General features: G+C 72.3%; 14 protein-coding genes and 1 pseudogene. 8 read left to right on the top strand and 7 right to left on the bottom strand.

The window, feature by feature from the left end:
- Nucleotides 1-55: 55 nt before the first annotated feature.
- The 6 genes from ABT006_RS12715 (at nucleotide 56) to ABT006_RS12690 (ending at nucleotide 7,778) form a co-directional block, all read left to right on the top strand.
- Nucleotides 56-1,717 carry a glycerol-3-phosphate dehydrogenase/oxidase gene (locus ABT006_RS12715; protein ID WP_350705783.1) on the top strand — a complete coding sequence of 554 codons (1,662 nt, stop codon included), beginning with the start codon at nucleotides 56-58 and terminating at the stop codon, nucleotides 1,715-1,717.
- On the top strand, nucleotides 1,714-3,243 hold the full coding sequence (locus ABT006_RS12710; protein WP_350705781.1) for an FGGY-family carbohydrate kinase: 1,530 nt from the start codon (nucleotides 1,714-1,716) through the stop codon (nucleotides 3,241-3,243). Before ABT006_RS12715 ends, ABT006_RS12710 begins: the two co-directional genes overlap by 4 nt.
- A 252-nt stretch (nucleotides 3,244-3,495) precedes the next feature.
- Complete coding sequence (locus ABT006_RS12705) at nucleotides 3,496-4,338, top strand: PPOX class F420-dependent oxidoreductase (protein WP_350705780.1); 843 nt, start codon at nucleotides 3,496-3,498, stop codon at nucleotides 4,336-4,338.
- A 52-nt stretch (nucleotides 4,339-4,390) separates the two neighbouring features.
- Nucleotides 4,391-4,915 (top strand): PadR family transcriptional regulator, encoded by a 525-nt coding sequence (locus ABT006_RS12700; protein ID WP_350705778.1) that lies wholly within the window; start codon nucleotides 4,391-4,393, stop codon nucleotides 4,913-4,915.
- Entirely contained in the window at nucleotides 4,912-5,583 is a 672-nt protein-coding gene (locus tag ABT006_RS12695) for an ABC transporter ATP-binding protein (protein ID WP_350705776.1), read from the top strand. Before ABT006_RS12700 ends, ABT006_RS12695 begins: the two co-directional genes overlap by 4 nt.
- Nucleotides 5,580-7,778: an ABC transporter permease gene (locus tag ABT006_RS12690; protein WP_350705774.1), complete on the top strand. Its 2,199-nt coding sequence runs from the start codon at nucleotides 5,580-5,582 to the stop codon at nucleotides 7,776-7,778. The genes ABT006_RS12695 and ABT006_RS12690 overlap by 4 nt, the downstream gene beginning before the upstream one ends.
- 148 nt (nucleotides 7,779-7,926) lie before the next feature.
- Here the strand turns inward: ABT006_RS12690 and ABT006_RS12685 are convergent, their stop codons facing one another.
- Together ABT006_RS12685 and ABT006_RS12680 are read right to left on the bottom strand one after the other, a co-directional pair.
- Nucleotides 7,927-8,280 carry a nitroreductase/quinone reductase family protein gene (locus ABT006_RS12685; RefSeq protein WP_350705772.1) on the bottom strand — a complete coding sequence of 118 codons (354 nt, stop codon included), beginning with the start codon at nucleotides 8,278-8,280 and terminating at the stop codon, nucleotides 7,927-7,929.
- Nucleotides 8,281-8,387: 107 nt separating this feature from the next.
- A complete protein-coding gene (locus ABT006_RS12680; RefSeq protein WP_350705770.1) occupies nucleotides 8,388-9,350 on the bottom strand; it encodes an FAD-dependent oxidoreductase in 963 nt (320 codons plus the stop codon).
- Between the two features lie 108 nt (nucleotides 9,351-9,458).
- Here ABT006_RS12680 and ABT006_RS12675 point away from each other — a divergent pair.
- A pseudogene (locus ABT006_RS12675) lies at nucleotides 9,459-9,614 on the top strand (LysR family transcriptional regulator); the annotation flags it as partial.
- Between the two features lie 95 nt (nucleotides 9,615-9,709).
- Nucleotides 9,710-10,360, top strand: a complete 651-nt coding sequence (locus ABT006_RS12670; RefSeq protein ID WP_350705768.1) for a LysR family substrate-binding domain-containing protein — start codon at nucleotides 9,710-9,712, stop codon at nucleotides 10,358-10,360.
- A gap of 198 nt (nucleotides 10,361-10,558) precedes the next feature.
- On the opposite strand, the gene ABT006_RS12665 is transcribed toward ABT006_RS12670, so the two are convergent.
- The 5 genes from ABT006_RS12665 to ABT006_RS12645 form a co-directional block, all read right to left on the bottom strand.
- Nucleotides 10,559-10,756 (bottom strand): hypothetical protein, encoded by a 198-nt coding sequence (locus tag ABT006_RS12665; protein ID WP_350705766.1) that lies wholly within the window; start codon nucleotides 10,754-10,756, stop codon nucleotides 10,559-10,561.
- A 28-nt stretch (nucleotides 10,757-10,784) separates the two neighbouring features.
- Complete coding sequence (locus ABT006_RS12660) at nucleotides 10,785-11,870, bottom strand: radical SAM protein (RefSeq protein ID WP_350705764.1); 1,086 nt, start codon at nucleotides 11,868-11,870, stop codon at nucleotides 10,785-10,787.
- 29 nt (nucleotides 11,871-11,899) lie between these two features.
- Nucleotides 11,900-12,085: a 50S ribosomal protein L32 gene (gene rpmF / locus ABT006_RS12655; protein ID WP_350705762.1), complete on the bottom strand. Its 186-nt coding sequence runs from the start codon at nucleotides 12,083-12,085 to the stop codon at nucleotides 11,900-11,902.
- A 513-nt stretch (nucleotides 12,086-12,598) separates the two neighbouring features.
- Nucleotides 12,599-13,573 (bottom strand): VOC family protein, encoded by a 975-nt coding sequence (locus tag ABT006_RS12650; RefSeq protein WP_350705760.1) that lies wholly within the window; start codon nucleotides 13,571-13,573, stop codon nucleotides 12,599-12,601.
- Nucleotides 13,574-13,578: 5 nt separating this feature from the next.
- Nucleotides 13,579-14,295, bottom strand: a complete 717-nt coding sequence (locus tag ABT006_RS12645; RefSeq protein WP_350705758.1) for a TetR/AcrR family transcriptional regulator — start codon at nucleotides 14,293-14,295, stop codon at nucleotides 13,579-13,581.
- Nucleotides 14,296-14,444: the final 149 nt, after the last annotated feature.

The following is a 14,444-nucleotide window of genomic DNA, read 5'->3' as shown; positions in this document are numbered from 1 at the left end:
GCCAGGGGTGCGGGTCTCCCACCCGGCCCGCACCCCTCATCTCCGGGAGCTCCTCATGCCACACCCACAGACCGGCGCCGATGACATCGTCGACCTCGTGATCATCGGCGCCGGCATCAACGGCCTCGCCATCGCCCGAGACGCCGCCAGCCGGGGCCTCAGCGTCGTCGTGGTCGACCGCGGTGACGTCGGCGCCGGCACCACCGCCACCTCCAGCCGGCTCATCCACGGCGGCCTGAAGTACCTCGAGCGCTACGACTTCGCCCTGGTGCACGAGTCGATCCGGGAACGGCACCTGCTGTTCCGCACCGCGCCGCACCTGGTCCACGACTATCCCATGCTGATCCCGTTCTACGCCGGTGACAGCCGGCCGGGACCCCTGATCCGCCTCGGCCTGGCCGCGTTCGACGTCCTGGCCGCGGGCCGTGGGCGCGGACGCAGCCGGGGCATGTCCCCCCGGGCGATCGGCCGGCGCTGGCCCCACCTCTCGCGCAAGGGGCTGCGCGGCGGGGTGCTCTTCAACGACGCCCAGGTGCCGTGGGCCGAGCGGCTCTGCGTCGAACTGCTGGTCGACGCCGAACGGCTGGGCGCGCGGGTGCTGACCTACACGACGGTGACCGGTCTGCTCGTGACGGACCGGCGGGTGGACGGGGTCCGGACCCGGGACAACCAGTCGGGGCGCGAGGGGGAGATCCGGGGACGGCTCACGATCAACGCGGCCGGGCCGTGGATCGACCGGATCCTCGACGGCCAGGTGGCGAGCGGGCGCCTCAACGGCGGCACCAAGGGCAGCCACATCATCATCGACCCGTTTCCGGGCGCCCCGGACACCTGCATCTTCTTCGAGGCCGCCGCCGACCGGCGACCGATCTTCATCTTCCCCTGGGAGGGCCGCTACGTCCTCGGCAGCACCGACCTCACGTACGAGGGTGACCTGGACGAGGTCGTCGCCAGCGACGCCGAGATCGACTACCTGCTCACCGAGGCGAACCGGTTGTTCCCCCAGGCCGGCCTCACCCCGGACGACGTGCTCTACAGCATCGCCGGAATCCGTCCGCTGCCCTACACGGCCGGCGTGTCGGACAACGCCAAGATCAGTCGTGGGCACACGGTGCTCAACCACGCGCCCGCGTACGAGGGGCTGCTCACGATCATCGGCGGCAAGCTGACCACCCACCGGGCCCTCGCCGAGGACGCCACCGACGAGGCGCTGAAGGTGCTCGGCCGGCCGGCGCAACGGTGCACCACCCGTACCCGGCCGCTGCCCGGCGCCGACACGCCGGACTGGTACGCCTTCCGCGCGGACTTCGCGCGTTCGGCCACCCCGTTCACTCCGGCGCAGTCCGCCCGGCTGCTGGACATCTACGGCGTCCGGGCCCGCCACGTACTCGAACTCGCCGTAGCCGACCCGACACTGGCCGAAGTCGTCGACGAGCGGACCGGGGCGGTCGCCGCCGAGATTGTCATGGCCTTCCGCGAGGAACGGGCCGTGACCTTGGCGGACGTGCTGCTGCGCCGTACGCTGATCGGCCTCGGCCCGGACATGGCGGTGTCGACGGCCGTGACCTGCGCGGACGTCGCCGTACGGCATCTCGGCTGGGACACCGGACGGGCCGACGCCGAGGTGGCCGCCTACCGGGCGGAGCTGCGGCGCTTCCGCCCGCGCGGGCTGAGCCTCGCCCCGGCGACCGGAACGAGCGACAGGAGGACGTCGTGACGACCCCGCACACCTGCTACCTCGGGGTCGACGTCGGCCTCACCGCCACCAAGGTGGCCGCCTTCGACGTCGTCGGCAACGAGCTGGCCGTCGTGCACGCCCGCACCCCCCGCACCAGCGTCACCGCCCACCGCCACGACGTCGACATGACCGCCCTCGCCGACACGGTGCTGTCGCTGCTGGCGGACGTCGCCGGCAAGCTGGCCGCCGAGGGGTACGCCCCGGCGGGCATCGGCGTGGCCGCACACGGCAACGGCATCTACCCGGTCGACGCATCCCTGCGCCCGATCGGGCCGGCCATCGCCTCGTCGGACAGCCGGGCGCAGCACATCGTCCAGGCGATCCCGCCGGAGGGGGCCCGCCGACTGGCCCGGGAGACCGGCTCGATCCCGTGGGCCGCCCAGCCCGCCGTCCTGCTGCGCTGGCTGCGGGACGCCGAACCGGCGACCTACGCCGCCACCCGGTGGGTGCTGTCCTGCAAAGACTGGGTCACCGCGCAGCTCACCGGCGTGGCCAGCGCGGACTACAGCGACGCCAGCGCGTTCGGCATGGTCGGGCTCGACACCCGCGCCTACACGCCCACGGCGCTCGAACTGGTGGGCCTGCCCGCCGCCGACCTGGACCGGTTCCCACCGCTGCGCAGGTCCGACGAGGTGGTCGCCGGTCTGAGCGCGGCGACGGCGGCCCGCACGGGGCTGCCCGAGGGCCTGCCGGTCATCGCCGGGTGCATGGACTGCGTGGCCGCCACACTCGGCGCCGGAGGTCGGGACCTCGGGGACGGGACGATCATCGTCGGCACCTGGGCGATCAACGGCGTGGTGGTACCCGCCCGCACCCCCGCCCCGGAGGTCACGCTCAGCGCCTTCATGCCCGATCCGGCCACGATGCTGGCCATGGAGGTGGCCCCCACGTCGGCCGCCAACCTCGACTGGCTCGCCTGCGCCGGGGTGCCCCACCAGCAGACCGGCGGCGTCGCCGCGGCGGAACTGCTGCAGGAGGCCGCCGCGGTGCCGCCCGGCGCCGACGGCCTGCTGTTCCTGCCCTTCGTCAACGGCTCGCCCGAGCATCCGTCGGCGTCCGGCACCTTCCTCGGCATCTCCAGCAACCACCGCCGGGGCCACCTCACCCGGGCGGTCATCGAAGGCGTCGCGCAGTACCACCGGGTGCAGCTCGACCGGGTGCTGGCCAGCGGCGCGGACGTCGGTGACCGGCCCTGGCGGCTGGCCGGTGGCGGCGCGCGGTCGACGGTGTGGGCGCAGATCTTCGCCGACGTGCTCGGCCGCCCGGTCCGGCGGCAGCTCACCAGCGAACTCGGTGCCCGGGGCGTCGCCTCCCTGCTGCCCGGCGCCCTCGGCCACGACGTGCCGCCGTGGACCGTCAACGACGAGGACGACCTTTGCGTGCACCCGGGGCCGGACCGCGCCGCCTACCGGGAACACGCCCAGGCGTTCGACCGTTGTCTCGCCGGGATGTCCGCCGTGTGGTCGGAGGTCGAGCGCTACCGCAGCGCTGGGGAGAACTCCTGACATCGGGTGGCGGGTGACATCCGGCGGACCTGCGGACTGTCCCGCCGGATGCGGGAAGGGTGAGCAGCCGCGGTGGATCGCCTCGGACGATTCGTGGGCCGCGATCGCACCGCTGCTGCTGCCCGACCGCCCACCGAGCCCCGCCGTCCCTGACTCCGACGGGGCGGGGCACATCTTCCTGATTCGCCGCGTCAGGCGGCGGCGGTGCGCCGGCCACAGTCACACCTCGGGCGGCCGGCGCGTCTCAGGGGCATGAGAAGCCTTGGACGTGGGGTGGCCGCGCTGCTCGGCGCGGCGTCGGTGATCATCGGGCTGTGGGCCCTGCTGCGGCCCTTCTCCTTCAGTTCGGCGGTGAACTTCCCACCGCACGAGCACTTCGTGCACGACGTGGGGGCGTTCCAACTCGGCATCGGGATGACCCTGCTGCTGGCGCTGATCTGGGCCGACGCCCTGGCCGTCGCCCTCGCTGGGTTCCTGGTCGGCGGGGCGGCGCACACGGTCTCGCACCTGGTCGACGCGGACGCCGGCGGCAGCGCCGCGCAGACCTGGCTGGTCGGCCTGTCCGCCGTACTCGCCCTGGTCGCGTTGGTGGCCCGGCTGCGGCAGCTGGGCTGGGTGGTGGGGTACGTCGATCCCGCCCCCTCCGCCGTCTGGGCACCGCTGGTCCGCCAGAAGACGGTGGCACTGACGACGTACAAGCGCGACGGCACGGCCGTGGCCGCGGCGGTGAGCATCGCGGTGGCGGGGGAACGGGCGTACGTGCGCAGTTTCGAGAAGGCGTGGAAGACCAGGCGGATCCGCAACAACCCGCGGGTGGCCGTGGCCCCGTCGACCGCGCTGGGAAAGCCGACCGGGGCGGCGGTCGAGGCCGTGGCGCGGCGGTTGACCGGGGCCGAGTACCGGGCGGCCAGCCGGACGCTGGTACGCAAGCAACCGCTGCTGCAAGGGGTGGTGGTGCCGTTGACGCACTTGCTCGGGCGGGCGAAGACCGGGCGTACGGTCCACTTCGCACTGACCCCGGTGGCGTCGGCCGGGCACGTCAGCCCCACCGCCGTGACAGATCGGCCGCCCACGCCCGCGACCGACGAACGCTGATATACGCGCGAGGTATATACGCGAGGTATACGCTCGGGGTATGGTGGCCGCCATGAGCGTTCCCATGACCCTGCTCGGCCTGCTCGAACGCGAGCCCAGCCACGGCTACGACCTGAAGCGCGACTACGACTCCTTCTTCAACCGCGGCAAGCCGCTGCCGTTCGGCCAGGTCTACGCGACCCTCGGCCGGCTCGTCCGCGACGGCAAGATCGTGGTCGGCGAGGTCGAGCCGGGCGTCGGCCCCGAACGCAAGCGCTACGTCATCACCGACCGGGGCGCGACCGAGTTCGAGTCGTGGCTGACCGAGCCGGTCGAGGCCGAGCCCAACCTGCAGACCGTGCTGTTCACCAAGGTCGTGCTGGCGCTCATGCTCGACCGCCCCGCCGAGGAATACCTCGACACGCAACGCGCCACACACCTGCGGCGGATGACGGAACTCACCGAGATCAAGCGCAACGGCAACCTGGTCGACACCATGCTGGCCGACCACGGCCTGTTCCACCTGGAAGCCGACCTGCACTGGATCGACACCACGGTCGCCCGGCTGGACGCCCTCCGGACGGTGGTACGCGGATGAAGGCGATCGAGGCGCGAGACGTCCACCTGTCCTTCGGCGAGACGCCGGCGCTGCGCGGCGCCAGCGTCTCGGTGGCCCCGGGCGAGATCGTCGCCATCATGGGTCCGAGCGGCTCCGGCAAGTCCACCCTGCTGCACTGCCTGGCCGGGATCCTCGTGCCGGACGCCGGCGAGATCCACTTCGACGGCCGCCGGATCGACACCCTGGGCGAGCAGGAGCGCAGCATCCTGCGCCGGGACCAGTTCGGGTTCGTGTTCCAGTTCGGACAGCTCGTACCGGAGCTGACCGCGGAGGAGAACGTCGCGCTGCCGCTGCTGCTGAGCGGCGTCAAGCGGGCCGCGGCGCTCACCGAGGCGCGGCCCTGGTTCGAGCGGCTCGGCCTGGCCGGGCTGGAGCGGCGCCGCTCCGGTGAGCTCTCCGGCGGTCAGGCGCAGCGGGTCGCGCTGGCCCGCGGCCTGGTCGCCCGGCCCGGGGCGCTGTTCGCCGACGAGCCGACCGGGGCGCTCGACTCGCTGACCGGCGAGCAGGTCATGAACCTCCTGGTCGCCTCCGCCCGGGAGCAGGGCACGACCGTCGTGCTCGTCACCCACGAGGCCCGCGTCGCCGCGTACGCCGACCGGCAGGTCATCGTGCGCGACGGCAAGGTGAACGCGCTGGTGCCCGCATGATCCGGTTCGCGGTACGGCTGTCCGTGGCCGGCGGGCGGGAAGCCGCTACCCGGCTCGTCATCATCGCCGCCGCGGTGGCGCTCGGCGTCGGCATGCTCCTGGCGACAGTCGCCGGCATGAACGCGGTCGGCGCGCAGAACCAGCGGAACGCCTGGCTCAACACCGCCGTCGCGCCGGCCTCCTCCGATCCCTCGGTCGACCCGCTGTGGTGGCTCGTCCGGGAGGACTACTACCACGGCACGTCCATCGGCCGGGTCGAGGTCGCGGCGACCGGCCCGGACGCGCCCCTCCCGCCGGGCATCCCGCGCCTGCCCGGGCCCGGCGAGTACTACGTCTCCCCCGCCCTCGGCGAGCTGCTGCGGGCCACCCCGGCCGCGGAACTCGGTGACCGCTTCCCCGGCCACGAGGTCGGCACGATCGGCCGGGCGGCGTTGCCCTCTCCGGACTCGCTGCTGATCGTCATCGGCCGCCCGCCCGCCGACCTGGAGCACCTGGGTGCCCGCCAGGTCACCCAGATCATGACCACGTCTCCGGACGGCTGCGCCGACGGCTGCTATGTCGGCATCAACGGCGACGGCATGGCGCTCGTGCTGTCCGTGGTCGCGGCCGCGCTGCTCTTCCCGGTGCTCATCTTCATCGGCACCGCGACCCGGCTGGCCGCCACCCGCCGGGAGCAGCGCTTCGCCGCGATGCGGCTGGTCGGCGCCACGCCACGGCAGATCTCGCTGATCTCGGCGGTCGAGTCGACACTCGCCGCCGTCGCCGGTACGGCAGCCGGGTTCGGCCTGTTCTTCGCGTTCCGGCCCGGCCTCGCGGCGATCCCGTTCACCGGCGAGCCGTTCTTCGCCGCCGACCTCTCTCTCACGATCGTCGACGTCCTGCTGGTCGCGCTCGGCATCCCGGTCGGGGCCGTCGTGGCCTCCTGGCTGGCCCTGCGGCGGGTGCAGATCTCGCCGCTGGGCGTGAGCCGGCGGGTGACGCCGAAGCCGCCGCGCGCCTGGCGGCTCATCCCGCTCGTCGCCGGGCTCGCCGAACTGACCTACTTCATCGGCCGGCGTCCCCCCACGACCAACGGCCAGCTCACCGCGTACCTCTCGGGGTTTCTGCTGATCCTGGTCGGGCTGGTGCTGGCCGGGCCGTGGTTGACCATGATCGCCGCGCGGCTGCTGGCCGGGCGGGCGAGCCGGCCCGCCACGCTCATCGCCGCGCGCCGCCTATCGGACAACCCGCAGGCGGGGTTCCGGTCCGTGAGCGGGCTGATCATGGCGCTGTTCGTGACCAGCGTGGCGACCGGCACGATCACCACGTACATCGCCAACCGCGGCGAGCCGCGCACCGACTCGGTGGCCGCCACGTCCCTGTCGAAGATCTTCTGGCCCGAGGACGGTCCCGCGCCGACCCCGGACCAGATCCCGGCCGGGCTCGCGGCGATCCCCGGCGTGCGCAGCGTGACCGTGGTGCACCGCAACCCCGACCCGGACGGGTGGCACGGCATCATCACCTGTGCCGAGCTGGACCGCCTGGCGGCGTACGGCAGCTGCCCCGCGGGCGCGAAGGTCGCGACCGTGACCCCCGACCTCGTCGGCTTGCGCGCGTTCGACCTGACCAACGACACGTACGTGTGGAAGGCCGCCGACATCGATCCCGCGCAGGTCGACCGGCAGCCGATCGTGTCGGTGGTCGTCGACACGACCAGCCGCTCCGCGTTCGAGCGGGCCCGGACGATGCTGATCGACGCGTTCCCGAAGGATCGCTTCCCGACCAGCACCGCCGAATGGGAGTCGAGTTCCGCGCGGCTGCTGCGGCAGTTCCAGCAGCTGGCCAACGTGGTGATGCTGGCCAGCCTGCCGATCGCGGGCTGCAGCCTGGCGGTGAGCGTGGCCGGCGGGCTGAGCGACCGACGGCGGCCGTTCAGCATGCTGCGGCTCACCGGGGTGCAACTGCGCACCCTGCGCCGGGTGGTCGCGCTGGAGACCGTCGCGCCGCTGCTGATCGTCGCGGCGGTGGCGATCGGGATCGGGTTCCTGGCCGCGCACCTGTTCCTGCGGGCGCAGTTGGGCTACACGCTGCTGGCGCCGAAGCCGTCGTTCTACCTCACGGTGGTCGGTGGGTTGGCGGTGTCGCTGGGCATCGTCGCCTCGACGCTGCCGCTGCTGCGGCGGATCACCGGCCCGGAGACCGCCCGCAACGACTGAGCCGTCCTCCGGCAGCGCGGTTGCATCTCGAGCCGACGGCGCTCGGTTCACGAGGTGCAACCGCGCTGCGGAATGTGGCTCGGCTACCGACACGTCGAGTAGCCGCGGCGACTGACACCTCTCCGCTGGTCGTCGACGTGGTGTCGGGTCAGCCGAGTGGGACCTGGACGGCGACGTCGTGCTTGGGGTATTGCGCCTCGACCTGGTCGGCGCCGTACTTCTGGCAGAACATCTCGACGACGTGGTTGACCCGGTCGGCGTCGGTGATGGGGGTGGCGCTCGAGCTCAGGGCCGTGCCGTTCGCGGCCACCTGGATGAACGGCGTCCGCCGGACATTCTTGTACCAGTCGCTGTCCGAGCCGGTGATCGGCACCAGGAAGACGCTGTCCTCCTCCTGCACGAACCACACCGGGTGCGAGATCTGCCGTCCGGTCTTCCGGCCGGTCACGGTGATCTCGACCTCCTGTACGCCCTGCAGCGCGTCCCTGATCACGTTGCCCACGATGCCCTCCGCCAGCCTCCCGACGTGCTCCCGCTCGCCAGCCTATGAACCGGCGCGCATGCTCGTCCCGGATTCCGGCATCCGGCGGCAGGCCGGGGTGCGCCCGGTCAGCCGCCCAGGGCGAGGTCCGCCACCTCGGCGGCGCACCCCCAGGACAGGGTGACCCCCGCCCCGCCGTGGCCGTACGCGTGCACGAGTCGGCTGCCGCGCGGGCCCGCCGGCTCCGGGTCCACCTCGACCCGCGGGCCGCCGTGCCGGGCCGGCCGCAGCCCGATCCGCTCGCCGAGCACCGGCGCCTCGGCCAACTCCGGCACCAGCGCGACGCAGCGGCGCCGGATCGCCGCCGCCGTGTCCGGGTCGGGCGCGGTGTGCCCCACCCCCGGCTGGTATGTGCCGCCGAGCACCACGTCGTGCCGGCGCGGGTGCACGTACGTGATCCCGGCCGGGTCGTCCTCGTCGCGCACCGAGACGGTCAGGCCCGGGTTCGCCACCAGCACCAGGTGCCCGCGCACCGGGTGCACGGCCGGGTCGCCGGCGAGCTGGCCGGCGGCCAGGCCCGTCGCGTTGACGACCGTCGGCGCGGTGTCGAACGCGTCGGCGAGCCGCCGCACCCGGCGACGCAGCACCCGCCCGCCGCCGGCCTCCAGCCGCTGCCGTAGCCAGGCCAGGTACGGCGTCATCTCCACCGTCGGCGCGGTGAACCGCAGCAGCGCCGTGTACGGCGGTCGCGCCGGCTCCGCCACCAGGTCCCCGCACGCCTCCGCCCACCAGGGCGGGCCGGCGTACGGGTGGCGCAGCAGCATCCGGGTCGGCCGCTCGACCACCCCCGGCACACCGTCCGCGGCCTGGCGGCCCAGCTCCGTGTGGGTCTCCCGCGCCCAGCGCAGCACCCGCGGGTCCTGGTCGGTGTGGCTTGGGTACCAGACGGCGGCGGCCACCGTGGACACCGTGTCCGCCGGGTCGTCGGCGGCCAGCACGGTCACCCGCGCCCCCCGCCGCTGGAGGGTGACCGCCGCCGTCATCCCGACGACCCCACCCCCTACCACCACCACGTCCGTTGCTGCCGTCATCGTCCGCTCCTTCGCTCGTGCCGTTGGCCTCGGATCGTCGCCGTCCCGGCGGCCCGCCGTCCAAGACGGATCGGACAGCCGGCGATAAGCGGGGCTTATGATCGATCCATGTCCGACGCGCCGACCCTGGACGCCTGGTTGGACCTGCGGCGGCTGCGCTACTTCGCCGTGCTCGCCGAAGAACTGCACTTCACCCGGGCCGCCGCCCGGCTGCGCGTCGCCCAGCCCGCGCTCAGCCAGCAGATCCGGGCCCTGGAACGCCAGCTCGGCGTGCCGCTCGTGCACCGCACCAGCCGGGGCTGCAGGCTGACGGAGGTGGGGCGCGGGTCGCCGACGAGGCCACCCGGCTGCTCGCCGAGGTGGACGCGGGGACCGCCCGCATTCGGGACCTGGTACGCGGGCGGGGCGGCCGGCTCCGGCTCGCGTACACGCGGTCGGCGCGGGGTGGCCGGGTCGACGCGCTGGTCGCCCGGTTCCGGGCCACCCACCCGGACATCGAGGTGGTCCCGGAGACGGCCTGGACGGCGCCGAACGTGGCCGGCCTGCTCGCCGGCCGGCTCGACGTGGCGTTCGTCCGCCCGCCTGTCGACGAGCCGGCGTTGGCCTGCCGGACGGTCGACACCGAGGAGCTGCTGCTGGCCCTGCCCGCAGGTCACCCCCTCGCCGCCAGCCGCCGCCGGGTCAGCCGGGCCGAGGTGGTCGACCTGCCAGCCGTGATGTGGCCGCGCGAGAACGGCCCCGGCATGTTCGACCGTACGATCGCCCAGGTCTGGCCGCACGGCGGGTTCCGGCTCGTCCGGCAGGAGCCGGACGACGAGCAGCTGCTGCGGGCGGTGGCGCAGGGAGACGTGGTCGCGGCCGTCCCGGCCGGCCGCGCCCGCGCGCTGCGACTGCGCGAGGTACGGCTGCGCCGGTTCACCGCCCCGACACCCACCGTGGACGTCGCCCTGGCCTGGCCGCGCGACAGCACGAACCCCGCCCTCCGCCGGTTCCTCGCCCTGCTCGACTGAGGCCGGGCGAGAGCTGGCAGGTGAAGATGTAGGACGTTCCGCCTCCTGCACCGGCGCCTCCATCAGCCGGAACAGGGAGGTCGCGGGGCCGGCACCGAAGGCGCGGCTGGTATGGACAGTTCCCAGCGAATGAGCAGGCGGGCCGCCGAACCGCGACCCGCCTGCTCTTCGACCACCTTGTCGCGCGATCCAAGACCGTCAGATGTTCGGGTCTCGGCGTTGATGCATGCGCCCGTCCCTGTCGAGCCGAGGCAGGGTCGACTTCCCGGCGTCGTTGCGGCCGATCAGGCCGGTGCGGCCGGTGCCACACGAGCCGTTGGCACCGGAGATCGCAACGGTCCCGTCTGGCCATTCGAAGGTCAGATCGCGGAGTGTGATCGCGGACTTCGTAGACATGGTTGGCGTTTCTCTTCTTTTCGTCCCGTCAGCTGCGGACGGGTGTGACGGGGATCGGTTCGGTGTCGACGGGAGCGGCGACCGAAGGGTTCGCGGCGAGGTACATGCCGTGGAGCTGCCCGCAGGCGGCGTCGATGCCGGTGCCGAACTGTCGGCGCCTGGTCGCGTGCACACCCCGCACGGTGAGCCCGCGCACGACGTGGTCCACGCGCGTGGAGGACGGGGCGCGGTAGTCCGGTGCCGCGCCGATCGCCTCGTTGTAGCGGATGACGCTGACGTGGAACAGCTCGGGTCGGGACCGCTCGTGGACCAGTTCGGCGAGAGCGGCGAGATGGTCGTCGCTGTCGTTGACGCCGGCGATGAGCAGATAGGCGAGGTAGACCTTTCGGCGGCTCGTGGCGGCATGCCGGTCGAGGATGTCGAGGCTCCGCGCGAGCGGGAACCGTTCCTCGAGGGGGACGATGCGCGCCCGCTCCTGCGGAAACGGCGAGTGCACGGACAGGGTGATCGTCACCTGCGGGTGCTCGTCGACCAGGCGTGCCAGGTTCGGCGCGAACCCCACGGTCGACACCGTGACCCGACGCGCGGACATCCCCGCGTATCCGGCGTCGGTCAGCAGGGTGAGCGCGTCGAACACGTGGGGGTTGGCGAGGGCCTCCCCCATTCCCATGAACGCGACGCTCGCGGGCCTGGGCAACCCTTCGCGGGTCCAGTGCGGATGCATCACCTGCGCGACGATCTCGTCTGCGGTGAGATTGCGGACCAGACCCACCGCGCCGGTCGCGCAGAAGGTGCAGCCCAGGCTGCACCCGGCCTGCGACGAGATGCACATGGAGTCCCATCCGGCTCGATAGTGCGAGACGACGGTCTCGATGCGGGCACCGGTGTCGGATGCGAAGAGCACCTTCTCGACCTGCTCGTCCCGTTGCACTTCCAACGGGGTCAGCGGATGCAGCCGCGGGCCGAACTGCTCTGCAAGATCGGCACGCAGGCCGGCCGGCAGTGCGTGGACGTCGGCGAACGTCTCGGCCGTCGAACTCTGCCACGCGGTGATGAGCTGGCGGAACCGGAACGCCAGGGCGCCGGTCTCGGCAAGATGGTCGCGGATGCGCATCCAGCGGCTCCTCGTGGTCAGGACGGTGTTCACGAGTCGCCTCCCTTGGGAGGAAAGACCTCGCGACCCCGGTAGAAGCCGCAGTGCTGGCAGGCGCGGTGCGGCGGCGTGGGCTTGCCGCAGGCGGGATTCGTGCAGGTGGTGAGCGCCGGAACGCTGGCCTTCCAGTGCGCGCGACGGTGGCGGGCTCGGGAACGCGACGTACGGTGCTGCATGGCGATGGCCTTTCGTGAGTGGTTGCGGCTGCCAGCGGAGCTGGCGGGACAACCGACCACGGGCCGTGAGTCGATGCGGCGAGAGATTCGATCGGACCTGCCGAGGCACACCCACCTGCGCCGTCAGGCCGCTGCCTGGGTGACGGGCGATGGACGGATGGGTACGGAGAGGATCGAAGTCGCGCGTTCGCAGGCACGCACTCTGGACCGAGGTCGGTGCGGTGCGAACGTGCCGGCGAGGTTCACGCAGGGGTATCGACGCCCAGGCTGGGCGGACTCACGCTGCGTCAGGAAACGATCATTCACCGGTGCGGGCGCTGCCCACACGAGTGAAAGCCACCGGCAGTTCGGTGGCTAGATTCTGTCGACCTCAATCATTCCCATGCCAGCCACCGTATCAGCCCAAGTGTGCGCACCCGGCGGTGGGGAGGGTTCTTACGCCTCCTCCCCGCACCCCGCTCACGGGTCACTACAGCTGGGTCACGCCAGAGGCGGGCGAGCGCGGTTCGGATGTCAGTCGGTGGTGGGGCGGAAGGCAATCGTGGCGCCGAGGGCTCGGCTGGCTGGTACGACGATCTCACCTGCGTGGGGCTTGATGTGTGGCACGGCGGCCGCCCGCAGGTGGTGCTCGGTTTGGGTGATGTCGTGCACCGCGATGGTGTATCCGACGAAGGCGGGGAGGGCTGGCGGACGCCCGTGAGGCAGGAGGTCGGGCAGCGCGGAGGCGGCGACCAGGGTGATGGTGGCGTCGTCGAGATCCAAGATCGCGGTGGGGCCGTCGTGGTGAGCGGTGCGGCCGAGGTACGTCTCGTAGCGGCGCTTGACGTCGGGCAAGGCGTCGTCGGGTACGCACAGCGTACATCCGATCAGGTCGATGGCGCCGTTGGCGTGCTCCGGCTGCTGCTCCTCGACGACGGCGGCGTTCTCGGCGACGCCGAGCCTGCCCTCGGGCAGCCGGCCGGGTGGCGCGCCCGCCTCGTCGTTGCTGATTTCCAGGTAGCGGGCGGGAACCATTCGGGTGCCGTTGGCGGTTTCGATCGGGCGCTGTATCGCGTGCACGCCGCCGTGGGCGACACCTGCGGCGTCGAGGCGGGCTGCAGCGTGGTCGATGTCCAGCGAGTCGAAGATGAGGATGTGCATGCCCTGGAACCGGTCCAGGCAGGCGATGAGGTTTGCGGCGGCGCTGCGAACGGCGGCCAGGAGCCCGGGCAGCTTGTCGTCGGGAACGTTGATGGGAATCAGTTTGGCTTCACCGGGGACCGGCTGGCCGTCCCTGACGACACTCACGAGTTCGACGAAGTTGCGGCGCAGGTAGATGTGGGTGTTGGCTGCGCCGACCGGAAGGGCGGGCGCTCCCGGGGCGGTGGGCAGCGTCGGATAGGCCGGCGGTGCCACGGTGAAACCGAGCCGCCGGTAGGTCTCGATCGCCGCGGCCATGTCGCGCACGACGATGCCTGCGTGGTGCAGGCCGTTGATGTCCCTGCCCATGCTTGTCACCTCTGGTCGGTTGATGCGCCATAGGCAGCGCGGCGGTAGTCGTCGGTGTGCCCGTCGAAGACGGCGATGACCGGCGGCGCGGCGGCGGCGAACCGTGCCGAGGACGGTGGCTTCGCCGGTTCGAACGCGTGGCGGAGGGTGTCGGCCAACTGATCGGCCTTGTCCGGCAGGCTCAGCTCCACCTCGTCGGCAAGAAACGGATCGATGCCGAAGAAGCCGAACACGACCGCCGGCAGGGTGTAGTCCAGATCCGCTGGCCGCAGGTCCGCCCGCAGCAGGCCGTTGTCGGCGAGTACGCCCAGGTATTCGCGGGAGGCCAGCAGCTTGGAGCTCTGCAGCGGCCGGCGGGCGGGGCTGGACAGGAACCGGTCCAGCACGTCACCGTCCCGGGTGAAGATCGCCCGCAGCACTGGTCGCGACATCGCCTCCAGGAAGAACCGGCGCATGTACCGGTGGAGCGCGATCTCCTTCGGGTCCTGGCGCATCGCGGCCACCACCGCGGTGAGCATCGCGACCGCCTCCCGCGCACCGACTGCGAAGAACAACTGTTCACGGCTGCGCCAGTGCAGGTAGACGGTGCCCTTGCCGACACCGGCGTGCCGGGCGATCTCGTCAATGGTGACCCGCCGGTATCCCCAGCGCAGCAGCAACTCCTTCGCCGCGTCCAGGATCCGGTCGGCGCGGTCGATCTGGCCCGGTTGCGACTCGGTCATGGCGCCTCCCCCTGTGACTGATGACCAGAATACCATTCCGGTCATCAGTCACGGCGGGAGCGCCGAAGGCGTACGCCGACGGTCCGCGCCTCGCACATCAGGCTGCATGTCGTCACTGCCGTGGCGAGTAGCCGGGCGGGGTGGGGCCG

The sequence above is a fragment of the Micromonospora sp. NPDC002717 genome (assembly GCF_040295705.1).
In the GTDB taxonomy this organism is placed as follows: Bacteria; Actinomycetota; Actinomycetes; order Mycobacteriales; family Micromonosporaceae; genus Micromonospora.
Note: the sequence above shows the minus strand (reverse complement) of the source record. Positions and strands in the feature narration are given on the sequence as shown.

Bases quoted from the DNA above. Each gene is read 5' to 3' on its own strand.
- ABT006_RS12660 (WP_350705764.1), bottom strand. From the start codon at position 11,870: ATGCGCATCCGCGACCATCTTGCCGAGACCGGCGCCCTGGCGTTCCGG.
- ABT006_RS12700 (WP_350705778.1), top strand. From the start codon at position 4,391: ATGAGCGTTCCCATGACCCTGCTCGGCCTGCTCGAACGCGAGCCCAGC.
- ABT006_RS12695 (WP_350705776.1), top strand. From the start codon at position 4,912: ATGAAGGCGATCGAGGCGCGAGACGTCCACCTGTCCTTCGGCGAGACG.
- ABT006_RS12715 (WP_350705783.1), top strand. From the start codon at position 56: ATGCCACACCCACAGACCGGCGCCGATGACATCGTCGACCTCGTGATC.
- ABT006_RS12680 (WP_350705770.1), bottom strand. From the start codon at position 9,350: ATGACGGCAGCAACGGACGTGGTGGTGGTAGGGGGTGGGGTCGTCGGG.
- ABT006_RS12705 (WP_350705780.1), top strand. From the start codon at position 3,496: ATGAGAAGCCTTGGACGTGGGGTGGCCGCGCTGCTCGGCGCGGCGTCG.
- rpmF (WP_350705762.1), bottom strand. From the start codon at position 12,085: ATGCAGCACCGTACGTCGCGTTCCCGAGCCCGCCACCGTCGCGCGCAC.
- ABT006_RS12665 (WP_350705766.1), bottom strand. From the start codon at position 10,756: ATGTCTACGAAGTCCGCGATCACACTCCGCGATCTGACCTTCGAATGG.
- ABT006_RS12690 (WP_350705774.1), top strand. From the start codon at position 5,580: ATGATCCGGTTCGCGGTACGGCTGTCCGTGGCCGGCGGGCGGGAAGCC.
- ABT006_RS12650 (WP_350705760.1), bottom strand. From the start codon at position 13,573: ATGGGCAGGGACATCAACGGCCTGCACCACGCAGGCATCGTCGTGCGC.
- ABT006_RS12645 (WP_350705758.1), bottom strand. From the start codon at position 14,295: ATGACCGAGTCGCAACCGGGCCAGATCGACCGCGCCGACCGGATCCTG.